The sequence below is a fragment of the Cysteiniphilum sp. JM-1 genome (genome assembly GCF_008711525.1).
In the GTDB taxonomy this organism is placed as follows: Bacteria; Pseudomonadota; Gammaproteobacteria; order Francisellales; family Francisellaceae; genus Caedibacter.
The window spans coordinates 39,050-58,884 of sequence record NZ_VXKS01000002.1; the positions used below are offsets into that span (position 1 = coordinate 39,050).

Here is a 19,835-nt window from a genome sequence, read left to right on the forward strand (position 1 = left end):
ATGATCAAAGCCACTAACTACCTAGAAGCCTTAAAAGTCATTGAAAAAAAAGACTTCCCTTGTTATATCATCACCGGCAAAGAGCCTTATCAAAAAAATAAACTCATTGAGCAAATTAATGCCAAATATAAAGCACAAAACTTTGAGATTCTGCGCGCACAAATCATCAATCAACAATATGATTTTTTACAAAGCAACTTCAATAGCTTTAGCTTGTTTGCCGAAGAACGTTTATTGCAACTGACCATTACTAAAGCGCCTGATAAGAATGCGCAAAAATTGCTCGTTGATTGCCTTAACAACATCTCACAAAGTGATCGCTTTTTGTTGATATTTGATGATCTGACGAGTGCGCAACAAAAAACTAAATGGTTCCAGTCACTTGTGCAACAAGCACTATATATTCAAGTATGGCCAGTTAGCATTCAAGAGTCGATTAAACTCATTAAGCTTGAACTTAGCTCTCTTGATAAGCCAATCACATTAACTGAAGACGCCTTGATGCTCTTAGCACAAAAAACCGAAGGCAATCTCTTTGCTGCTAACCAAATGATTAGCCTACTGCAACATCAACCACAGACGCACTTTGATGATAAGACGCTTACTGAGTATTTATCCAATGCGATGAATTACGATGTATTTGATCTGGCACAAAGTCTTATTGAGCAGAACATGAATCGCTCACTGGTGATATTACAGCACTTATTCAAAGAGCGTGTTGAAAGTGCCATTATTCTTTGGGCAATTTTAAAAGAGTTACGCATTTGCTATAACCTGAGCATGCAAACGCCACAACAGCAACAACAAACCTTTGTACGCAATAATATCTGGAAAACACGGCAAGCCGTCTATGCACGCCTAGCTAGAAAATTTAGCAAGCAGTATTATGCTCAGCTTTTTAATCAATGCTTTGCCATTGATTTACTCGTTAAAGGAATCGAACAAGGTGATGTAGAGCACGCATTAACTGAGCTAGTATGTCAATTACATTAGCACACTTGTGAGGTACTAAAAATATCAAGCTTGATTCTGCCAATCATATTAATCACTACTTCTCGATCATAACGCCCCGCGCCTTGCCCATCAACGGTAGCGCAATAACGTAAAGATGCAGCAGTTGAGGATAATCCACTTGGCTGAAATTTCATCGAATCACCATTTGTACTTGAAATATATTCTCCTGTGGTTGGTGCCTCAATCGTTGTAATAATACGATCAACATCAGTAGACACCCCCGTTGAACTTGTAAATAGAATCAAGCGATTATTCCCCCAATTACTTGCTGGTACCGTCGCACAGGTAGCACCATCCGTGCTTGGACACAGAAATACTGATGTTACTTCTGACATTGCTGTGATTCTGCCTAACTCTAAAGCCGCTTTGACTTTATCTAAATAAATTTCTGAATTAGCGCGCCCCAAAGTGCCAACCATCAAAGGCACAGCAACCGCAATAACGATCGCCATCACGACAATAACCACCATTCCCTCAATCAAGCTAAAGCCTAGATTTCGAGCGCCTCTGTTGTTTTTGCCATTTTTTCTCATCTTCATATTGCAATTAACTCCATATTCCCTATAATGTGCCCTGTCTTTGGGTCGTTAGCTCAGTCGGTAGAGCAGTTGGCTTTTAACCAATTGGTCGCAGGTTCGAATCCTGCACGACCCACCATTTTCATAATGATCATAATATTTCATATTTTTAGTGATTCTAGTCAACAATATGCACTGATACAAATCTATAATTGGTATATTAAAGAAGCCTAGCCCAAAGGTTTTAAAATAGCATAGCCCTTTAGAATGCTTTCATGAAAAACCTCAGGGATTCTAGCCCAATCTAACACTTGCACTAGAATAGGAATATTTGATATCTGTATTGTTTCCTTAAAAGCCTGTAGTTCAGAAGTATGTAATGGTTTCAAATCATGACTTCTAATCACGAGATACTATTCTCGCAGACTGGCATCAGTATTTTCTTTTAGCGACTTAAGAATTTTAGCCATCGCGTCATTCATAAGCTCATCCGTCAAGGTCTGCGTATTATCTTGAAAAGTGAGATTCAAAGCGATACTCTTTTTATTCTCTGGCAAGTTTTCACCTTGATAAACATCAAATAAATCAACCTGATTCAATAAATTCACATCCGCTTTATTCACTGCATCAATCAAGCTTTGCGCACTGATATTACAATCAACAATAACCGCAATATCACGTGAAACCGATGGATATTTAGAAATTGCCATAAATTTAGCAACATCTTTGTTTGAGATTTTACTGGTTTGCAGCTCAAATACTACCGGTGATTTGCCTTTGATTTGCAATACTTTCATTACACTTGGGTGCAAGACACCAATAACACCAACTTTTTCACCATTTTGATAAATATAAGCGGATTGTCCCGGGTGCAGCCAATCGATATCTTCACAAGCAACATAATTGACTGACTTTTTATTTAATTGCAGCAGCGCCTCAGCATCTGCCTTAACTGAGTAAAAATCACTTGCCGTTTTTTCCTGCCAATTCAGTGGATTGATATCACCATAAACAAGACCGGCTAAATGTGAGTATTCATGCGCTAATGTCTCAGCCGGTTGAAAACAAACACCTTCTTCAAAAATACGAATACGCGATTGCTGACGATTTAAATTGGCTTTAAATGTTGACACAAGGCCTGGGATCAAGCCTTGACGCATCACCGACATATCTTGTGAAATCGGCTTTTGCAAAGCCAATCCTGCGGTATCAAAAAACAATTCATCTAATTTAGGATCAATAAAGCTATAATTGATCACTTCATGATAGCCGCGATTAATCAATGTATTTTTTAATGCGCTTAAAGTAATGATATGTTCAGAAACTTGTTGTTGCGACAATGTTACCTCGGGCAAGGTCATCGGTAAATTCTGATAACCATAGACACGCCCGACTTCTTCGATTAAATCTTCTTCAATCGCCATATCAAAACGATAACTTGGGGCAGTTGCCAACCACTTAATCTCATTACAGGCATCGTTAACTGGTTCAAGTGTGATATTAAGCGCTGTTAACACGTCTTCAACAAATGCGGCACTAAAATCCATACCAAGAATTGAGTTTAGCTTATTTAAGCGTAATGGAATTTGAGTCGTTGTTTCATTGTAATGATCCGCCTTAACAACTTCACTGACTTCACCTCCAGCAATATCAACGATCAAACGTGCGGCATAATCAATTGCATATTGGCATAGCTTCGGATCAACACCGCGTTCAAAGCGATGTGATGAGTCTGTATGCAATCCATATTGACGTGCTTTACCTGCAATTGCTTTAGGCGCAAAATAAGCACTTTCTAGAAAGATATTTTGTGTATTATCAGTTACGGATGAATCCAGCCCACCCATCACACCAGCAATCGCTAACGCTTTATGCTCATCAGCAATCACTAAAGTATTGGATTTAAGAGTTACTTCAGTTTCATCTAATAAGGTAATCTTTTCATTCTCTTTCGCCATGCGCGCATAGACAGTACTACCAACTTTATCAGCATCAAAGGCATGCAGTGGCTGACCCAGTTCAAGTAATACATAATTGGTAATATCAACAATCGCAGAGATTGATCTTAAGCCTGAACGGCGCAGACGCTCTTTCATCCAAAGGGGAGTTTGCGCTTTCGCATCAATATTATAAATCATCCGTCCAAAATAGCGTGGACATGCCTCAGACACCGCTGAAACAACTTGTTTTTGCACACCTTTAACAAGATTAAGTTTAATCTCATCAAGAGGTTTAAGCTTAGCATCAGTTAAAGCGGCAACCTCTCTTGCCACTCCATATACACTTAAACAATCCGCGCGATTCGGTGTCAAATCCACTTCAACAATATGATCATCCAACTGCAAATATTCACGAATATCAACACCAACAGGTGCATCCACTGGCAAATCCATCAAACCTTCGCTTTCATCACTCAACCCAAGTTCTTTTTGCGAGCACATCATGCCATACGATGGTTGACCGCGAAGTTTACTTTTCTTTATCTTAAAATCACCAGGCAGGCATGCGCCAATCTTAGCGACAGGCGCTTTCATCCCCGCATAGACATTTGGCGCGCCACAGACGATGGTAACTAGCTCATCATCGCCAACATCGACTTCACAAACGTTTAGCTTATCCGCATCAGGATGCTTATCAATTTTTTTAATTTGCCCAACAACAACCTGTGTGAAATCCAAAGCAACGGCTTCAATTGAATCAACTTCCAAACCGGCAGCTGTAAGCTTTTCACTTAAGGTATTTACCTCAAGATTTTTATCCAAATAATTTTCTAACCAACGATGACTAAATTTCATTTTGTTATCCTGTAATGTTTGAGGTAGCGTTAGCTTTTAAGCTAATGCTACCTCCGATATATTATGTACGATTTAAAACTGTTTTAAAAATCGTAAATCATTCTCAAAAAATAAACGTAAATCATTAATACCATAACGCAACATAGTCAAGCGCTCAACACCCATACCAAAAGCAAATCCGCGATATTTCTCATTATCAATGCCGCCGGCTTTTAACACATTAGGATGTACCATGCCGCAACCTAATACTTCAAGCCAACCAGTTTGCTTGCACACGCGACAACCTTGCCCTTCGCACATCACACATTCCATATCAGCTTCGGCTGAAGGCTCAGTAAATGGGAAATATGAAGGACGAAAACGCATCTTTAGATCTTTCTCAAAAAAGGCATTTAAAAAGGCATTTAACAAGCCTTTTAGATCAGCAAATGATGCCTTCTCATCAATCCACAAACCCTCCACCTGATGAAACATCGGCGTATGTGTCATATCAGAATCACAACGATAAACACGCCCTGGTGCGATCATACGAATCGGTGGTTCTTGTTTTTCCATTGTTCTGATTTGCACACCGGAAGTATGTGTTCTTAACACAGTATTGGGATTAAAGTAAAAAGTATCATGCATGGCACGCGCTGGATGATGATCAGGAATATTCAATGCTTCAAAGTTATGATAGTCATCCTCAACTTCAGGACCATATTCAATCGCAAAGCCCATTTTGCTAAAAAACTCTTCAATGCGCTGCATGCTTGTTGAAACCGGATGCAATGTACCTTGCTCATGTCCAATACCTGAAAGCGTGACATCAATTTTCTCAGCTGCTAACTTTTGCGCCAATTCAATCGCATTTAACACATCCAAGCGTGCGGTAATAGCCATTTGCAATTTATTCTTCGCTTCATTGACAGCTTGCCCAAGCTTTGGCTTCTCTTCATTCGGCAAACTACCTAACTGCTTCATAATCTCGGTAAGCTCACCCTTTTTCCCCAAATATTGAACGCGAATATGATCTAAATCTTGTCTGTTTTTTGTATTTTCGACGTCTGTTAATGCTTTTAAACAGATTTCATCTACGATTTGCATGCATGTTACCTTTACTCAAATAATGGCGAGCATTATATACCCATCACAAACCAGTTTACAGTATTTCTGCTATTGAATTTCTTGCACTTTTGAATGATTTGATCTTGCTAATAGTCCTAGCTACTACCTGCAATCCAATCATTCAAAAACACCAAAAACTTCTTCAACATTAAACACTATAAAATGGCTTACGATGGGTATATACCTATCATCAGGCGTTTTGTAGAACTTATTGCTGTGAGATTGGTATGATTTACCTTGTCAGACCCATGCTGTTTTATTAACATTCTGCACAGATTCATACAATAAGAACAAAGGACAACATTATGCGTCTAGCTCACATTATGATTCGTGTTAATAATCTCGAAGAATCGATTAATTTTTATCAAACTATTTTTGGCATGAATTTACTTAAAAAAATGGATAACGAGGCTTATCGCTATACATTAGCGTTCATGGGATATGGCAATGACATCAATGCCATTACCGCCATTGAACTGACTTATAACTGGGATACCGATAGTTATGATCATGGCAATGCTTTTGGGCATTTATGTATTGAAGTCGAGGATGTTTATCAAAGCTGTGAGGAGATTAAGAAACAAGGAGGGATTGTCACGCGTGAAGCTGGCCCTGTCAAAGGTGGCACCAGTGTCATTGCTTTTGTCAAAGACCCTAATGGTTATCAGATTGAACTCATTAATAAGAAAGTCCGCTAATAATTGAGACATGCAATTCTCACAAAAAAACATTGCGTATTTTAAATGTGACCGTACAATCACTAATCAATTTACGCTAACTCTTAAAAGAATATAATTTTATGATCGAAAATTTACGTAATATCGCAATTATCGCACACGTTGACCATGGCAAAACAACGCTAGTTGATAAACTATTACAGCAATCGGGCACATTAAAAACGCGTGGCGCTGATGTTGAGCGTGTAATGGACTCCAACGACTTAGAAAAAGAGCGTGGCATTACGATTCTTGCTAAAAACACCGCTATTAAATGGAATGATTATCGTATTAACATCGTTGACACACCAGGACATGCTGACTTCGGTGGTGAAGTAGAACGTGTGATGTCAATGGTTGACTCTGTGCTTCTTTTGGTTGATGCCGTTGATGGTCCTATGCCACAAACACGCTTTGTTACTGAAAAAGCATTCGCGCGCGGTTTAAGGCCCATTGTTGTTATTAACAAGATTGACCGTCCAGGTGCCCGCCCTGATTGGGTTATGGATCAAGTCTTTGACCTATTTGACCGCTTGGGTGCCACGGATGAGCAACTTGATTTCCCTGTTGTCTACACATCGGCATTAAATGGCTTTGCAACAATGGATGCAAATGAAACCACCGATAATATGAATGCCCTATTTGAGACAATTGTTGAGCGTGTATCGCCACCTGAAGTCGATAAAGAAGGTGCATTTCAAATGCAAATTTCTTCATTGGATTATTCAAGCTTCGTTGGCACAATCGGTATTGGACGCATTAAACGTGGTAAGATTAAAACCAATACACCGGTAAGTATTATTGATAAAAACGGCAACACAAGACAAGGTCGTGTATTGCAAGTATTAGGACATATGGGACTTGAGCGTGTTGAAGTGCCTGAAGCGTCCGCTGGAGACATCATCTGTATTACAGGTATTGAAGGAATTAATATCTCTGACACCATTTGCGCATTAGATTGCGTTGAAGCACTGCCGCCATTATCCGTTGATGAGCCAACCATTTCGATGACTTTCCAAGTGAACAACTCGCCATTTGCTGGGCGCGAAGGTAAATTTGTAACTTCTCGTCAAATTAAAGATCGTTTGGAAAAAGAGCTTTTACACAACGTTGCTCTTCGTGTTGAACAACTAGATGACCCTGATAAATTCAAGGTTTCTGGTCGCGGTGAGCTTCACCTATCTATCTTACTTGAAAACATGCGTCGCGAAGGCTTTGAAATCGCCGTATCACGTCCACATGTGATCTTTAAAGAAATTGATGGTGAGATGTGTGAGCCGTATGAGCAAGCCATTATTGATGTTGATGAACAGTATCAAGGTTCTGTTATGGAAAAAATGGGCTTACGCCAAGGTGAGCTTAGAAATATGGAACCAGATGGCAAAGGTCGTGTACGCTTAGAATTTATCATCCCTTCGCGTGGTCTAATTGGCTTTTACACTGAGTTTTTAACTATTACTTCAGGCACTGGCATTATCAATAAGATATTTGATCATTATGGCCCTATGAAAAAGGGAATTATTGAATCGCGCCTAAACGGCACTTTAATTTCCATTTGTGCTGGTAAAGCAGTGGCATTTGCTCTGTTTAATTTACAAGAACGTGGCAAAATGTTTATTGGTCATGGCGTTGAAGTTTATGAAGGTATGATCATCGGCATTAACTCACGTGATAATGATTTGACGGTTAACCCTTGTAAAGGCAAACAACTAACCAATATGCGTGCCTCTGGTAAAGATGAAAGTATCGTGTTAACTACACCCATTAAAATTACCCTTGAGTATGCATTAGAATTTATCGAAGATGATGAATTAGTTGAGATCACACCAAAATCAATCCGTCTGCGTAAGAAACTTTTGACTGAATCAGATCGTAAGCGCTATTCACGCTCAAAAGAATAAGTACCTAAACAATAGCTTATTGTAATAATGGATATTCGGGTCAAGCCCGAATATGACGGCTTGCTGGCATTCTCGGACTTGATCCAGGAATCCAAAAAATACCTGATAAGATTTGCATGGCTACTTAATTCACTATAAACATAAACGTTGGCTGAGCATTAGTCGAAGCCACTCATCTTTGCATGCCCTTCGACTTTGCTCAGGGCACGTTTGGAATGGCTGGACTTGGTTCATAGCCCAAATAATTCACTACCATTTAAGATAACATCTTAATCGCTTTATGTAGTCCTTCAACCAACATATCAACATCTTCTTTGGTATTGTAAACACCAAAAGATGCTCGCACCGTCGATGGCACGTTGTAGCGTTGTAATAACGGTTGTGCGCAATGATGTCCTGTGCGCACACACACGCCGGACAAGTCAAGTAACGTACCCAAATCATTGGCATGAAATCCGTCAATAACAAAGGTAATTACCGCAGATTTATGTGAACTTTCACCTAATATTCTAAGCCCTGAAATAGTTTGTAATTTTTCTGTGGCATAGTGAAGCAGCGTTTCTTCATGCGCTTTAATCTTACAAAGTCCGATACTTTGCACATATTCAATGGCTTTGGATAAACCAATCACGCCAATAATATCGGGAGTCCCTGCCTCAAATTTATACGGGGGATCAGCAAATGTCGTCTCACTCATCGTCACAAGCTTGATCATATCACCACCGCCTTGATAAGGAGACATCAGTTTATGCCATTTCTCTTTGGCATACAACACACCAACACCCGTCGTGCCATAGAGCTTATGTGAGGAAAAGGCAAAGAAATCACAATCCAAATCAACTACATCGATTTTTTGATGAACGACAGACTGCGCGCCATCAACAACAATCGCAACTTCAGGGTGTGTTTTGCGAATGCTTTGTATAATTTCTTTAATAGGATTAATCGTCCCCAATACATTTGAACAATGCGTTAATGAGATAAGTTTGGTCTTGTCTGTTAAAAGCGTAGGTAAAACAGATAAATCAAGCTCCCCTTTATCGGTTACGGGTATATACTTAATCGTCAATGGTTTATGTTTACTCATTAACTGCCATGGCACAATATTGGCATGATGCTCCATCTCGGTAATGATAATCTCGTCATCCCCATTAAAATACTGATCCAATAACGAGCTTGCCACCAGATTAATCGACTCCGTCGTGCCTTTGGTGAAAATAATTTCTTCCATCTTTTGCGCACCAATGAAGTGCTGAACAACCTTACGCGTGCCTTCGTATTTCTCAGTGGCTTGATCACTCAAATAATACACGCCACGATGAACATTCGCATAATCATTGGTATAGCTATCTTTCACCGCATCAATGACAATATTAGGTTTTTGTGCTGATGCACCGGTGTCTAAAAACACCACCGGTTTACCATGAATCGTTTGCTTTAAAAAAGGAAAGTCTTGACGAATTTTTTGTATATCTAACATTTGAAATGCTCTGTTACTAAGTTCTAGTAACATTCTAAGTTAAAACATACTTGAATGTAAATTTAAAAAGTATAAGCAACTCCTACTAAAATACTGTTTAGTGCACCATTATAACTTTCCTTATAATAGTCTTCTGGAGACAAGAAATTATTACCTTTGTAGGCTATATTCATTTGAGTATATTGATACTGAACATAGAAATTTATACGCTTGTACTGGTAGCCTGTGCCTATAGCAAAAGTTGGCTGCCATGACCGTGATATATCTTTTGCTGCTGTCTCAAGAAAAGTACCTGAACCATATAAATAAGCAACACCAACCTTAGCAAACATATTGAAGCCATTTTTAAATGGATAAAACTTAGTTGTTAACATTATCGGCAGGTACCCTATTCCAGCACTTGAAGCATTTAAACCGCCCGTATTAGGAACCGCTTCAACGCCAAGACTAATTTTATTATTAATTGCATAATCATAGCCTAAAATAATACCTAGATTATATGCTGCTCGTTTATAGTCACCACCATATTCACTCTCGCTATGTCCAGCTGGGATATCTGCCCCCATATCCATTCCTACAACAAAACCGGTCTGAGCGCTAGCAAATGAGCTTTGGCATATACTCACCAATGTTAAAGACATTACAAATAAACTCCACTTTTTCATACTTAACTTTTACCTTTTTATTTGATTGATTAACCTAACTACATTGCTTATCAACTAAGCCAAAGGAATTGTACAAAAAAGAGACATTAAAAAATGTATGAAAATTGTAAATTAGCGCACTTATAAGGCTAGATGCTAATAAATTTAAGATATAGAACAGGGGGCAGCACATCCTAAAATATATTTAATACACCCCAAACGGCACACTTTGCTCAAAAGTTAAATCAGCAAAGCGACAGAAGCGCCCTTCAAAATGCACTTTAATACTGCCAATTGGACCATTACGTTGCTTACCGATAATAATTTCACCGAGTCCTTTATTATCTTCTTTATCTTTGTGATAAACCTCATCGCGATAAACAAACATAATCACATCGGCGTCCTGCTCAATGGCACCGGACTCACGTAGATCTGACATCATAGGACGTTTGTCCGCGCGATCATCAACCGCACGATTAAGCTGAGATAATGCCACGACAGGAACATGCAGCTCTTTGGCAAGAGACTTTAAAGCACGAGAGATTTCCGAGACCTCTTGGGTACGATTGTTTTCATAACCAGGCACCTTCATCAATTGCAGATAATCGACAACAATCATGCTTAAGCCTCCCTGCTCTTTATAGAGTTTACGTGCACGTGAGCGCATATCAGCAGGAGATAAACCCGCACTATCATCAATATGCATATTGAAATCTTTGGATAATACTTCCATTGCCGTTGTGATCTTTGCCCAGTGCTCATCTTCTAGGCGACCATTTCTTAGCGCATTTTGCTCAACCCGACCAAGAGATGAAATCATCCTCAGCACAATATCTTCTGAAGGCATCTCCAAACTAAAAACAAGTACAGGCTTTTCAGCACCTCTGGCAACATTCTCAGCCAAATTCATGGCAAAGGTTGTTTTACCCATTGACGGACGTCCGGCAACAATCACTAAATTCGCCGGATGCAAGCCTGAAGTTAACTCATCCAAATCGGTAAAGCCACTGGAGATTCCGGTAATACCATCACTTGCTTCCATCATCGCATCAATGCGATCAATCACACTCGGGATAATATCACGCACAGATTTTGGTCCATCACTGCGCTGAGTATCACTCTCAGCAATTGCCAAGATTTTCTGCTCAGCAACATCCAAGATATCTTCGGCTTTGCGCCCTTCTGGCACATAAACCATATTGGCAATATCGGTTGCCGTATTTAAAAGCACGCGTAATTTTGAGCGCTCTTTAACAATTTCAGCATAAGCGACAACGTTAGCAGCAGTTGGCGTATTTTTGGCAATCTCAGCTAAGTAGTGAAGTCCGCCAGCTTGTTCTAATAGTTTCTCATTCGACAGTGAATCGCTTAAAGTAATGATATCAAAAGGTGATTCATCTTTAATAAGCTTTTGCATTTGGCGAAAAACAATGCGATGTTGCATGCTGTAAAAGTCATCAGGTCGCAGAATTTCTTCAATCTTAAACCATGCTTCATTATCCAGTATCAATCCACCAATAACCGAGCGTTCAGCATCGATTGAGGATGGTGGTCGCTTGATATTCTCAAGCTGGCTATTTAAAGACATTACTTCATTTGGATGCATAAACTATCACATTATTGGTTTTGATGATCAACTGATATACCAACTGAAGTATCAAGTGTATCATCTGTTACTTCACTTTCTTCCCATGGCACATCATCCTCATCATGTGCTTGACTTATTTCTTCGTCATTTTCAACAGGACTTATATCAGTCATTGTATTTGCTGTATCAGAAACTTCAGTTTCTTGAACCTCTTTAGCAAAAATCTGCATAATAAAATCAATAAATTCACGCAAGGTTTCGGCCATAATAATAAAGTCAGCATCAAAGCGTTCTTGCTTTGTTTCAGAAACAATATCATTGGCTTTGTCTTGTACGACTTCTAAAAACTTTAATGATTTCAACATAAACTCATCATTGATAACAAAACTTAGCTGATCCTGCCATGATAACCCCAGCTGGATCACTTCACGCCCTGAGTCAATCAGTGACAAAATATCATCGGTAAATAGATTCTGGCGCTGACAGCGGATAATACCTGAGGCATCTTTATTATCTTGTAACACACATTGATCTTCAATCGTTAGATCTTGCGGGTATTCATTGGTTTTAAGCCATTGTGTCAGAAGCATAGAAACTGGCAACACCTCAGGAATACGAATTTTCAAACTGCCTAAGGCTTTGCGTAAATTAACGGTTAAGTGCTCCGCTTTTTTAGCGGATGAAGCATTGACAATAAGCCAACCTGCTTGCGTGTCAATATAAGCATTAATCACGGTGTTGCGCGTAAAGGCGCGCGGCAATAAGCTTTGATAAATCTCTTCTTTTAACGTATCTTTTTCTTTCTTTTTGACTTTACGCGATTCTCTTAGCTCAATTTCTTCAACTTTTTCATCCAAGACTTCTTTGATAACGCCAGCGGGCACCATCTTTTCTTGGATTTTAAATGACACCATCATAAAGCCCGAGGCTGCATGCACTAATGGCATATCTTGTGCCATTGGCGATACCCAGCCCATTGATATGGGTGCACTTGTTGAGCACGGACTAAATGCATGCTCGGCTAATTGTTTTTCAAGATCTTCAGCACTGGTTGTAAAGTCTTCTGTAAATTGAAACAATGCTAAATTTTTAAACCACATAATTATTACCTTTATTCATTAAAAAAGCGCTTTTATCATTAAGCGCTTTATGAGTTCTACATCAACCAACTTCACATAATTGATTGAGTTTATTTAAATACTACCGTTGGGCGTTTTGCTGCATCTTCTAAAGATTTTAAATACGCATTATTAGGATAGTTTGCCTTTAATACTTCCATTGATTTCTCAGCTAACTCAGGCATTTTCAAAATATCATAACTTCTAATCAACAGAACCAATGCATTTTCAATCGAGTTACTTTGTGAATATTTCTCAACGATGATCTTAGCGCGATTAATCGCAGCAACATAAGCTTCATGCTCAAAGTAGAAATTAGCGATATTATATTCATATTCAGCCACGACATTATTAATATGCACCATACGACGCCTTGCATCCTCGGCATAAGAAGCTTTAGGGCTTAAGATGACCGAGCGCTTTAAATCATTAAACGCTTGTAAGTATGATGCGGGATCATGTTGCGCCATATCGTATGGCAAGCGGCGCTGTAAGAACCCACGACCATTATCATAGTTAATCACACCCATCATATAATAAACATAACCCAAATGCTTTGATGTCGGATAAGCGCGTAAAAACTGGCGTGCCAACCCCAACGCCATCTCAGGCTGCCCATCTTCATAATAAGAGTAAATAAGCTCTAAATTACCCATTTCGGTATAGCTTTGGAATGGATATTGCGAGTTTAACGATCTAAAGGTATCAATCGCTTTATAATAATCGCCATCTTTAACCTGCTCGTGCCCTTTGGCATAAATATACTCAGCACTTTCGCCTTGATATGGCAATGCCTTAGTCGTTGTTGTTGAACATCCTGCCATTAACAAAAGCGCGCCCAAGCCGCTTAATGCCAAACTGATCTTTTTCATCGATTACCCTTTAATTTATTACCGCCTTTGTCATTTATTGTTTACAATGATGCACAATTTAACCGGCGTCTTGATAGGATTTTATTTGTGCCACATCATACCGTATCTAAAAACATTCAGCAAAATGTTATTGCACCTGAAAGCTGTGCTGGTCAACGTTTGGATCAATGCTTATCCAACGTTTTCAGTGACTACTCACGCTCACAACTACAAAAATGGCTAAAACAAGGTGCCATTCTTGTTAATGGTGAGATCAAAAAAGCCAAAGATAAAATCATTGGTGGCGAGGAAATATCACTTAATGCGACACCGGAGGATAAAAACCACTGGCAGCCAGAGGATATCCCGCTTGATATTATTTATGAAGACGATGATGTCATCGTTATTAATAAGCCTGCGGGTCTGACTGTTCATCCCGGAGCTGGCAACTTATCCGGTACATTATCCAATGCGCTATTGGCACATGATCCAGCATTCGCCAAGGTGCCACGCACCGGCATTGTTCACAGACTGGATAAAGATACTTCTGGATTAATGGTTGCTGCTAAAAGTCTCAAAGCACATGCATCACTTGTTGCTCAATTATCCAAACGTCAAGTCAAACGTGAGTATGAAGCAATTGCCACAGGTTATATTACGGTGGGCAGCACGATCAAAACCAAAATTGGTAGAAGCCCACATAATCGCTTAAAAATGGCGGTGACCCCTACGGGCAAAGAAGCCATTACCCACTTTGTGGTATTGGAGCGCTATCGTGCACATACACGCATTCGTTGCAAACTAGAAACTGGACGCACCCATCAAATTCGTGTGCATATGGCACATCTTAAAGCGCCATTAGTAGGAGATCCTGTTTATAACCCGAGATTAAAACTTGCGCGCGGCTTATCTGATGAAGCACAAGATGTATTAAAAGACTTTAGCCGCCAAGCCTTACATGCTTATAAACTGGCTTTCATTCACCCAGTGAGTGCTGAAGTTGTTGAATTTAGTGCTAAACCTCCCAAAGATATGCAAGCGCTGATCCTCACATTGCGCCAAGATGCTGAGAGTTTATATAGCTATGAAGAAGATGAGTTTGATGATGATTATTTTGATTTCGCCGATGATTATGACGACTTTGACGATGAAGATTACGATGATTATGAGGATGAAGAATAAACACTAAAGTATGCCTGATACTGCTCTGTTAAGGCATTAAGATTTGCAGAAATTCCAACACTTTGTTGTTTCTTTTCAAGTAATTTGTTTAAGTGCTCAGGCACTTTAATTTTCTCTTTGACAATTGGTTCGATCACTTCTTCAAACTTTGCCGGATGGGCAGTTGCGACAACGATATAATGCGTGTCTTCTGGCAAAGACTCACGCGCAAAAAATGCAGTTGCCGTATGTGGACAAATAAGCATATTATGCTCATTCTTCACCTCAGCAATCATCTTTTTAATATCACTATCAGATGCTTTAAAAGCTTTTACCTCATGAGCAAAAACGTCAAAACCAGGGAAGAGCGCATAAAGGCGCTCAAAGTTACTTGGCTTACCGACATCCATCGCATTGGCAAGTGTCTCGATACTGGCTTTATTGGGCAATGTTTTATGTTCTAAAAACTGCCCAATGACGTTATTTTCATTTTGAGCAATGACAATATCACCAATCGGCAAACCCATTTTTTTCGCCCAGAAACAAGCGCAAACATTGCCAATATTACCCGATGGCACGATGAAATTTGCCTTTTTACCATGCTTTAAAAAATACTGCCAAGCAACATAAGCGTAATAGGTTGTTTGTGGTAACAGCCGTCCAATGTTAATACTATTAGATGTATTTAAATACGTATTATTCTGCCACCATTTATCGGCAAATGCGCCTTTAACCAATGCTTGGCAATCATCAAATGTGCCATCAACCTCAACTGCACAAACATTATCTTGCCAGCAAGTAATCTGCTTTTGCTGACGCATTGAGATTTTACCCTTCGGAAATAGCACCATAACATTGATGTTTTGCTTTTGATAAAAAGCCGCGGCAACCGCAGAGCCTGTATCACCTGATGTTGCGACCATAATCGTAAACTTTTTATCGGTTTTAATATGACTTAAGGCATTGGCTAGAAATCTCGCCCCAAAATCTTTAAATGACAAAGTTGCACCATGAAAAAGCTCAAGTACCGATGTTTTTTGATCAACACTGACCAGTGGTAAAGGAAAACTAAAGCTCTCATGGCATATTGTGCTTAATTGGCTTTCAAGTGCATCGCCTTTACAAAATGGGGTTAATAGTTTTGTTGCAAAGTCAGGATAGCTCATTGCACTATCTAAAGCCCTCCAATCAAACAGTGGAAAAGCTTCAGGCACATAAAGTCCTCCATCTTCTGCTAAGCCATTTTGTAATGCGCTTGATATCGATACAGCCTTGGCATCACCTCTGGTACTGATAAATTTCATACTTCCTCCTTCGCGATAATTTGCCCACCTTTTGCAGATAAGCTTGTAATATATTTCTCTGCTGATAGCCCCTCTTTAGCAAACACTTTAACTAATTCATTTGCGATCGCTGCAGTATCTTCGTTGTTACTTAGAGCAAATACAGCAGGACCTGAACCCGAGATACCAAACCCAAGTGCGCCAAGTTCAACTGCTTTTTGTTTTGCCTGATCAAAACCCTTAATAAGTACTTTGCGTTTTGGCTCAACTAACACATCAACAAAATGTTTTTTAAAACGCACAAGATCACCCTCATATAGCGCACTAATTATCGCCGCAGTTTTAGCACTCTGTGCGACAAACTCTTTGATCATAAAAGGCACATCAATCAACTTTCGTGCTTCTTTGGTTTCGATTTTTAGATTAGGTACAACAACACTAGCATATAAATCTAAACTCGGCAGTTGAATAAACTCACATGGCGATGAGTTTTGTAGCAACACCAAACCACCAAACATCGCAGGTACGGCATTATCACCGTGATAAACACCACCAGAGATAAGACTCTCACCATAAATGGCATAATCAATTAACTGCTCTTTTGCTAAAGGTTTTACCAAGAATTCATTAACTGCAAGTATTGCCGCGACTGAAGATGCAGCAGAACCGCCAATGCCAGAGCCTAAAGGAATGCCTTTTTCAATGGTAATATCTAAACCAATTGATAGCTGGTGATCTTGTAAAAATTTCTTTATCACCGAACCACAAACATTTTTATCAACATCTAGACTTAACTCTTTATCTGTTAATAACCCACAAATTTGTTTGATAACTAATTGCTTATCATCACGCTTTTGTAAATGCACTGTGTCACCGACACCTGATAACGCAAAGCCCATCAAATCAAACCCTACTGCAAAGTTTGCACTTGTTGCTGGCGCAAATGCAGTTACTTTAGCTATCTTTTCATTTATTTCTATTTTCTTTATTCTTTTTATCATTTCATCCATTGATTAAGTCCTTTACCTCTAAACGCATCATTCCCCCTCACCCGACAGGCAAAGCCTGTCGGGTGAGGGGTGTTTTCATATGCTTTCACGGGGCACTATTCCTGTCAATTTTGCCTTAATTGGAAATTGCCAATATATCACCAAAAACACCCGCTGCAGTCACTTTAACACCAGCGCCTGCACCTCTTATCACCATTGGTGAATGCGCATAGCGCTTGGAATAAATAAGCACCATATTATCTGCACCATCTAAGCTCACAAAGGGACTGTTTTGCGCTAATGATGCGACAGACACTTTCGCCTCACCGGTATCTGATACTTCTCCCACAAAATGCAGTGCTGAAGCTTTACCTTGCAAGGCTTTAAGCTGTTGTGTTAACTCCTTATCATGAGAGTTGATTTTCTTTAAAAACTCCTCTTTTGAGCATGATCTTAAATTTTCAGGTGTCAAATTTTGCACGTCAACATCACTTAGCTCAAGACTCACACCGATCTCACGCGCTAAACACACCACTTTGCGTGCTACATCCATACCGGATAAATCCTCACGTGGATCAGGTTCAGTGTAACCCTTGTCATAAGCGAGCATTAAACTCTCAACAAAGCTTTTACCTTTATTGACTTCATTAAAAATAAAACTCAGTGTCCCTGAAAAAACTCCTTGAATCTTATGGATTTTGTCACCCGTTTTTTGCAACGTTTCTATAGTGCTAATCAGTGGTAATCCCGCACAGACATTCGTTTCATATTTAAATGTAACATTATGATTACGCGCTACTTGCCGAAGTTTGCGATAATAATCCATCGACTGCGTATTAGCATATTTATTGGGTGTCACTACATGAATACCTTGTGCCAAGAAATCAACATAGACTCGAGCAATATCAACGCTTGCCGTTGCATCGACAAGCACCTTGTGTGCACATGAAATAGATTGTAAATATTTTGCCAAAGCATTTGTATCCGCTTTACAATCACTTGCTTTTAATTGGTGAAGTAGCTCACTCTCTAACAAAAGATCATCAGCACACAATAACTTCGTTGAGCTCATTACAGCAACCAAACGCAAATTAATATTTTGCTTATGTAAAACTTGTTGCTGTTGTTTTAGCTGATTGACAAGCTCGGCACCAATACCTCCGACACCGATAAGTGCAATCACCATTTCTTGTACGGGTGGATTTTTGGCTTGTTGATGAATTAAATTAAGTGCGAGATCTTCATCTTCTTTTTTAACGGTAACGGTGATACTGCGCTCGGATGAGCCTTGGGTAATCGCATGAATGTTAATCTTGGCATCTGCTAGTGGTTTAATCACACGTGCTAAAGCACCAGGTTGCGCCCTTAGTCCATCACCAACTGCTGTAATCATTGCATAACCCGTCTCGCAATAAATATGTTCAATATCACCGCGCTCAATTTCCGCTTTGAAATGACGCTCTAGTGCTTTAGTAGCGCGCTTGGCAAGTTTTGCTTCAATCGCAAAACAAATCGAATACTCCGAGCTTGATTGCGAGATCATCATCACTGATACTTGCGATTGCTCAAGCACACTAAAAACTTTGGCTGCCATTCCCGAGACGCCAATAATGCCCGCACCCTGTACACGCATCAAGGCAACATTGGAAATACTCGTTAAGCCTTTGATAAGGTATTGCTCAAGGTTGGTCTTATCCAATGCGCGAATAATTTCTGTTCCTTCTTTTTGCGGCTCATAACTACTTTTTATCTCAATCGGAATCCCCATTTCCATCATCGGATTAATTGTTAATGGATGAACCACTGAAGCGCCAAAATAGGCAAGCTCTAACGCTTCTTTATAGGATAGCTGTTTCAATTGACGCGCAGTTTTAACTACTTGTGGGTTCGCACTATAAACACCAGCAACATCCGTCCAGATCACTAATTTACTGGCTTGCAAAAGCTTAGCAAAAATAGCTGAGGAGTAATCGCTACAATTCATGCCTAAAATACTACGCACACCTTCTTGGTTTTGGGCAATAAACCCCGTAATGATATAAGTTTTATGTTTGCGATCATTAAATTTCTGATCAACCGCTTGCTGACTTCTTTGCCAATCAACACTGACAGGCTTATGATTATCATCGATAAATAACACTTCCGATGCATCAATAAACTCAGTATTCATTCCTTTATATTGCAAAGCGCCTGTTAAAATTTGTGCCGACCATAGCTCACCAAACCCTAAGATAAAATACTCCAAAGCATCACCACAAATACCACTTAAGGCAATGGTCGTAAGCATTTGCTTTAAATGTTTAACATCACTCTCAAAGGCACTCTTAAGCGCTTTATCTTCAGGGCATAATGTGCTAATCAAAGATAGATGATGTTCAGTAAGTTGTGCAATAATTTTACTGCTGTCTTTATTCTCTAAGGCAAGTTCAATGGATTTTTTTAGTAAACTCGTGGTTTTACCACTTGCAGAAACAACCACTGATTGCGGTGTCGTGCCAATAATATTAACTACACGCTCAATTTTCACCACGTCTGCAAGACTACTACCACCAAATTTATGTACGATATATTCCATCAATAACTCACCTTCAAAAATTAGCATGAGGTTTCATTATATAGAGATTATTCGGCAGAATTCATTATAAAAAATCAACTATTTGGTGATGGTGC

At 39.5% G+C, this 19,835-nt stretch carries 15 protein-coding genes and 1 tRNA gene; 5 read left to right on the forward strand and 11 right to left on the reverse strand.

Annotated elements, in window-relative coordinates:
• A complete protein-coding gene (holA, locus tag F3D68_RS00895; RefSeq protein ID WP_151192658.1) occupies positions 1-993 on the forward strand; it encodes a DNA polymerase III subunit delta in 993 nt (330 codons plus the stop codon).
• On the opposite strand, the gene F3D68_RS00900 is transcribed toward holA, so the two are convergent.
• Entirely contained in the window at positions 990-1,553 is a 564-nt protein-coding gene (locus F3D68_RS00900; protein WP_151192659.1) for a GspH/FimT family protein, read from the reverse strand. The two genes, holA and F3D68_RS00900, sit on opposite strands and share 4 nt — an antisense overlap.
• A 42-nt stretch (positions 1,554-1,595) precedes the next feature.
• Between F3D68_RS00900 and F3D68_RS00905 the strand changes: the two genes are divergently transcribed.
• Positions 1,596-1,671, forward strand: a tRNA-Lys gene (locus F3D68_RS00905).
• A 274-nt stretch (positions 1,672-1,945) separates the two neighbouring features.
• On the opposite strand, the gene pheT is transcribed toward F3D68_RS00905, so the two are convergent.
• Together pheT and pheS are read right to left on the reverse strand one after the other, a co-directional pair.
• Complete coding sequence (gene pheT / locus F3D68_RS00910) at positions 1,946-4,327, reverse strand: phenylalanine--tRNA ligase subunit beta (RefSeq protein ID WP_151192660.1); 2,382 nt, start codon at positions 4,325-4,327, stop codon at positions 1,946-1,948.
• A gap of 72 nt (positions 4,328-4,399) precedes the next feature.
• Positions 4,400-5,413, reverse strand: coding sequence for a phenylalanine--tRNA ligase subunit alpha (gene pheS / locus F3D68_RS00915; RefSeq protein ID WP_151192661.1), 1,014 nt, complete (start codon positions 5,411-5,413; stop codon positions 4,400-4,402).
• Positions 5,414-5,739: 326 nt separating this feature from the next.
• On the opposite strand from pheS, the gene gloA reads away from it, so the two are divergent.
• A complete protein-coding gene (gloA, locus tag F3D68_RS00920) occupies positions 5,740-6,132 on the forward strand; it encodes a lactoylglutathione lyase (RefSeq protein ID WP_151192662.1) in 393 nt (130 codons plus the stop codon).
• 101 nt (positions 6,133-6,233) lie between these two features.
• Positions 6,234-8,051, forward strand: coding sequence for a translational GTPase TypA (gene typA, locus F3D68_RS00925; protein ID WP_151192663.1), 1,818 nt, complete (start codon positions 6,234-6,236; stop codon positions 8,049-8,051).
• 256 nt (positions 8,052-8,307) lie between these two features.
• Here the strand turns inward: typA and F3D68_RS00930 are convergent, their stop codons facing one another.
• The 5 genes from F3D68_RS00930 to F3D68_RS00950 form a co-directional block, all read right to left on the reverse strand.
• Complete coding sequence (locus F3D68_RS00930) at positions 8,308-9,531, reverse strand: aminotransferase class V-fold PLP-dependent enzyme (protein ID WP_151192664.1); 1,224 nt, start codon at positions 9,529-9,531, stop codon at positions 8,308-8,310.
• 62 nt (positions 9,532-9,593) lie between these two features.
• Positions 9,594-10,196: an outer membrane protein gene (locus tag F3D68_RS00935; RefSeq protein ID WP_151192665.1), complete on the reverse strand. Its 603-nt coding sequence runs from the start codon at positions 10,194-10,196 to the stop codon at positions 9,594-9,596.
• A 184-nt stretch (positions 10,197-10,380) separates the two neighbouring features.
• The gene (dnaB, locus tag F3D68_RS00940) at positions 10,381-11,763 is read right to left on the reverse strand and encodes a replicative DNA helicase (protein WP_224728200.1); all 1,383 of its coding nucleotides are present in this window, start codon (positions 11,761-11,763) and stop codon (positions 10,381-10,383) included.
• A gap of 29 nt (positions 11,764-11,792) precedes the next feature.
• Positions 11,793-12,863: a recombination-associated protein RdgC gene (locus F3D68_RS00945; RefSeq protein WP_151192667.1), complete on the reverse strand. Its 1,071-nt coding sequence runs from the start codon at positions 12,861-12,863 to the stop codon at positions 11,793-11,795.
• A gap of 89 nt (positions 12,864-12,952) precedes the next feature.
• Positions 12,953-13,753, reverse strand: a complete 801-nt coding sequence (locus tag F3D68_RS00950) for an outer membrane protein assembly factor BamD (RefSeq protein ID WP_151192668.1) — start codon at positions 13,751-13,753, stop codon at positions 12,953-12,955.
• Between the two features lie 87 nt (positions 13,754-13,840).
• Here F3D68_RS00950 and rluD point away from each other — a divergent pair, with 87 nt between their 5' ends.
• A complete protein-coding gene (gene rluD, locus F3D68_RS00955; RefSeq protein ID WP_151192669.1) occupies positions 13,841-14,914 on the forward strand; it encodes a 23S rRNA pseudouridine(1911/1915/1917) synthase RluD in 1,074 nt (357 codons plus the stop codon).
• On the opposite strand, the gene thrC is transcribed toward rluD, so the two are convergent.
• The 3 genes from thrC to thrA all read right to left on the reverse strand — a co-directional run bounded on the left by thrC (position 14,896) and on the right by thrA (position 19,767).
• The gene (gene thrC / locus F3D68_RS00960) at positions 14,896-16,197 is read right to left on the reverse strand and encodes a threonine synthase (protein WP_151192670.1); all 1,302 of its coding nucleotides are present in this window, start codon (positions 16,195-16,197) and stop codon (positions 14,896-14,898) included. The genes rluD and thrC overlap by 19 nt on opposite strands.
• A complete protein-coding gene (locus tag F3D68_RS00965) occupies positions 16,194-17,186 on the reverse strand; it encodes a homoserine kinase (RefSeq protein WP_224728195.1) in 993 nt (330 codons plus the stop codon). Before F3D68_RS00965 ends, thrC begins: the two co-directional genes overlap by 4 nt.
• A 115-nt stretch (positions 17,187-17,301) precedes the next feature.
• On the reverse strand, positions 17,302-19,767 hold the full coding sequence (gene thrA, locus F3D68_RS00970) for a bifunctional aspartate kinase/homoserine dehydrogenase I (RefSeq protein WP_224728196.1): 2,466 nt from the start codon (positions 19,765-19,767) through the stop codon (positions 17,302-17,304).
• Positions 19,768-19,835 lie beyond the last annotated feature (68 nt).

What these genes read in the sequence shown, in the direction of transcription:
- thrA (WP_224728196.1), bottom strand. Translation starts at nt 19,767, where the DNA reads ATGCTAATTTTTGAAGGTGAGTTATTGATGGAATATATCGTACATAAA.
- pheT (WP_151192660.1), bottom strand. Translation starts at nt 4,327, where the DNA reads ATGAAATTTAGTCATCGTTGGTTAGAAAATTATTTGGATAAAAATCTT.
- F3D68_RS00945 (WP_151192667.1), bottom strand. Translation starts at nt 12,863, where the DNA reads ATGTGGTTTAAAAATTTAGCATTGTTTCAATTTACAGAAGACTTTACA.
- F3D68_RS00950 (WP_151192668.1), bottom strand. Translation starts at nt 13,753, where the DNA reads ATGAAAAAGATCAGTTTGGCATTAAGCGGCTTGGGCGCGCTTTTGTTA.
- F3D68_RS00965 (WP_224728195.1), bottom strand. Translation starts at nt 17,186, where the DNA reads ATGGATGAAATGATAAAAAGAATAAAGAAAATAGAAATAAATGAAAAG.
- gloA (WP_151192662.1), top strand. Translation starts at nt 5,740, where the DNA reads ATGCGTCTAGCTCACATTATGATTCGTGTTAATAATCTCGAAGAATCG.
- holA (WP_151192658.1), top strand. Translation starts at nt 1, where the DNA reads ATGATCAAAGCCACTAACTACCTAGAAGCCTTAAAAGTCATTGAAAAA.
- F3D68_RS00935 (WP_151192665.1), bottom strand. Translation starts at nt 10,196, where the DNA reads ATGAAAAAGTGGAGTTTATTTGTAATGTCTTTAACATTGGTGAGTATA.
- typA (WP_151192663.1), top strand. Translation starts at nt 6,234, where the DNA reads ATGATCGAAAATTTACGTAATATCGCAATTATCGCACACGTTGACCAT.
- F3D68_RS00930 (WP_151192664.1), bottom strand. Translation starts at nt 9,531, where the DNA reads ATGTTAGATATACAAAAAATTCGTCAAGACTTTCCTTTTTTAAAGCAA.
- dnaB (WP_224728200.1), bottom strand. Translation starts at nt 11,763, where the DNA reads ATGTCTTTAAATAGCCAGCTTGAGAATATCAAGCGACCACCATCCTCA.
- F3D68_RS00900 (WP_151192659.1), bottom strand. Translation starts at nt 1,553, where the DNA reads ATGAAGATGAGAAAAAATGGCAAAAACAACAGAGGCGCTCGAAATCTA.
- thrC (WP_151192670.1), bottom strand. Translation starts at nt 16,197, where the DNA reads ATGAAATTTATCAGTACCAGAGGTGATGCCAAGGCTGTATCGATATCA.
- pheS (WP_151192661.1), bottom strand. Translation starts at nt 5,413, where the DNA reads ATGCAAATCGTAGATGAAATCTGTTTAAAAGCATTAACAGACGTCGAA.